Below are 2,610 nucleotides of genomic sequence, written 5' to 3'. Positions count from 1 at the left end.
CTGACTTATCATTTCAACGAAGGTTGTGAGAGCCGTAACATTGACGAGCAGATCAGGCGTGATCTCGGCTATGGTATGGCTGTCTGACCGAGAAAGGAGGTGGTTCTATGGCTGCAAAGAAGAATGTGGCGGTAACTCCTGCATTTACAGGCAGGAATGTATCGCTGTCTGAGATCTCTCAGGCAAGCGGTATCGGCATTGCTACGCTGAAAAAGGGGCTTATTGCCGGAGCTGTTGACTTCGGTTATGCGATCCCCTGCGGTAAAGGCGATCAGCATCGCTATTACTGCCCTGACAGGCTTGTGTATCTCAAGACCGGATATTTCAATCCGAACCCTGAGAAGCAGGACACAGACTCCGAAGCCGCTTGAAAGTCTGTAAACGACCTGTTTTACAGCTTTCACAGCGAATTTGAAGCGATCGTCATGGATATGCTCGGTGACAGGATAGACAGAAAAACGCTTGATACCGTGTTTCCTTCTTTTGACGAGCTTCAGGAGGAATATCACAATAGGCTCTATGAGCTGTTACGGAGAGGAGTGAAAAATCATGGCTAAGACAATTACCACACAGTATGGCGAGTTTCTGAACTACGATAATCTTGTGAGAATCGGTGTTGTCACAAATTGGGAAGATGCAGAGCCGGACGAGAACGGCATTGTTACGCCCGATTATGAGATGGTCGGCACTGACACCAGCGGCAATCAGATCCCGATGGGCAACTACAAGACACCCGAAGCAGCAGAAGCCGCCCTCGCAGACCTCCACAACTGGCTGTCTGCCGAAGCGTATGCCGTTTACGAGGTCAAGTCTGGCGGTGATGCGTAATGCCGTCCGACTATGAAAACGGTGCGAAGAAAACCATCGACATTTCGATCAAGGCGGAGAAAATGACCGCCGATGTGCTGAAATCGGCATTGCAGGAGTTTTTGTCGGGCAAGGCAGAGAAAAAAGGACGAATGACCTTCAAGCAGTTGCAGGAAAAGTCACCGTCCAAGCTCGACAGCATTGAGGTTTCAGACCGAAATATCGGTGATTTCCTGAAAACCGCACGAAAATACGATGTGGATTTTGCCCTGAAAAGAGACAAAAGCACCTCGCCGCCTACCTATCATGTTTTCTTTTCCGCTGCCAAAACAGAGGATTTCAAGAGAGCATTTTCGGAGTATGTCGGCAAGGGACAGGGCAAGACGCAGAAGCGTGGTGAGTTCACCCGTGAGCAGATGCACCAGCAGGCGCAGAAGATCAGGAACAAACCTCGCAAACAGAAACAGAGAGAGAAAACAAGGGAGAACAGACGGTGATCTATAACCACTTCCAGCCTGCACCCGTTCCACGGGCAAGGGGCGATGATATTTTTACGGCAGACTTTTGTGCCGATACCAACAGAAAGGAAAGGTCTGCAAATTGCAGATCGACACGAGAAAACTCAAAAAGCTGATCATCAAGGCTGTTCCCTATGTCGCTTTCTCTTATGTGGGCAACCTGATCGGCTTTGCGTACCGAACCGCTGAGGGTGACGGATTTCAGGAAAAAATCCTGCCTTTCATGAGCAATCTCGGTGTGGCATTTGCACGAATCTTTCCCAGTTTACACCCGTTTGATCTTCTTTTCGGCTTGGGTTTAGCGGGTGTAATGAGGGTGATCCTCTATGTCAAGTCGAAAAACAAGAAGAAATTTCGCCAGGGTGAGGAATACGGCTCTGCCGTATGGGGCGGTGAAAAGGATATTGAGCCGTATATGGACTTATCCTGCCCCGAAAACAATGTCATTCTTACACGGACGGAATCTCTTACAATGGGCAAGCCCTCTGCACCGAAGTTTGCGAGAAATAAAAATATCCTCGTTATCGGTGGTTCAGGCTCAGGTAAGACACGATTTTTCGTCAAGCCGAACCTGATGCAGATGCACAGCAGCTATGTTGTCACCGATCCGAAAGGCACGGTGCTTGTAGAGTGCGGTAAGATGCTTGAACGGGGCCGCCCGAAACGAGTTGACGGAAAAGTTGTGTACCGCAGAGACGATAAGGGAAACTATCTCAAAGACAAAAAAGGCAGATATATCCCTGTCTATGAGCCTTACAAGATCAAGGTGTTCAACACCATTGATTTTGCAAAGTCGATGCACTACAATCCGTTTGCTTACATCAGCAAGAAAAACCGTGAGAAGGACATTCTCAAATTCGTGGAAGTCCTTATCAAAAACACTTCTTCCTCTCAGCAGCCGTCCGGCGATGACTTTTGGGTGAAAGCTGAAAAACTGCTTTATACTGCGTATATTGCACTGATTTTCGCTATGTACCCCGAAGATCAATGGAACTTTGAAACGCTGATCGACATGATCAACAATTCGGAGTGCCGTGAGGACGATGAGGAGTTCAAGAACTGTATCGACATTGAGTTTGAGATCGTGGAGTGCTGGCTCAATGGCACAAAACACGAAGATCCCGAAGTCATGGCTGATTACGGTGACATCTTTGAAACGAAACCCGATGCCGAACAACGACGCTTGGGTGCATTTGCACTCAAACAATTCAAGGCGTATAAGCTCGCTGCCGGAAAAACGGCTAAGTCTATCCTTATTAGCTGTTCGACACGACTCGCGCCTTTT

At 48.3% G+C, this 2,610-nt stretch carries 4 protein-coding genes; all 4 read left to right on the top strand.

Going from position 1 to position 2,610, the window contains the following annotated elements:
- The first annotated feature begins 107 nt into the window (after positions 1-107).
- Positions 108-371, top strand: a complete 264-nt coding sequence (locus tag CUS_RS13660; protein WP_002851718.1) for a hypothetical protein — start codon at positions 108-110, stop codon at positions 369-371.
- Between the two features lie 178 nt (positions 372-549).
- Positions 550-828, top strand: a complete 279-nt coding sequence (locus CUS_RS13655) for a hypothetical protein (protein WP_002851722.1) — start codon at positions 550-552, stop codon at positions 826-828.
- Entirely contained in the window at positions 828-1,304 is a 477-nt protein-coding gene (locus CUS_RS13650) for a PcfB family protein (RefSeq protein ID WP_037277531.1), read from the top strand. The genes CUS_RS13655 and CUS_RS13650 overlap by 1 nt, the downstream gene beginning before the upstream one ends.
- Positions 1,305-1,407: 103 nt before the next feature.
- Positions 1,408-2,610: type IV secretory system conjugative DNA transfer family protein (locus CUS_RS13645; protein WP_002851716.1), on the top strand; the 1,203-nt coding region annotated here is incomplete at its 3' end.

Origin of the sequence: Hominimerdicola alba 8, assembly GCF_000178155.2 — a bacterium.
Lineage (GTDB): Bacteria > Bacillota > Clostridia > Oscillospirales > Ruminococcaceae > Hominimerdicola > Hominimerdicola alba_C.
This window is presented reverse-complemented; position numbering and strand designations above follow the sequence as displayed.

Excerpts from the sequence above, each read along its gene's own strand:
- CUS_RS13660 (WP_002851718.1), top strand. The coding sequence starts at position 108 with ATGGCTGCAAAGAAGAATGTGGCGGTAACTCCTGCATTTACAGGCAGG.
- CUS_RS13655 (WP_002851722.1), top strand. The coding sequence starts at position 550 with ATGGCTAAGACAATTACCACACAGTATGGCGAGTTTCTGAACTACGAT.
- CUS_RS13650 (WP_037277531.1), top strand. The coding sequence starts at position 828 with ATGCCGTCCGACTATGAAAACGGTGCGAAGAAAACCATCGACATTTCG.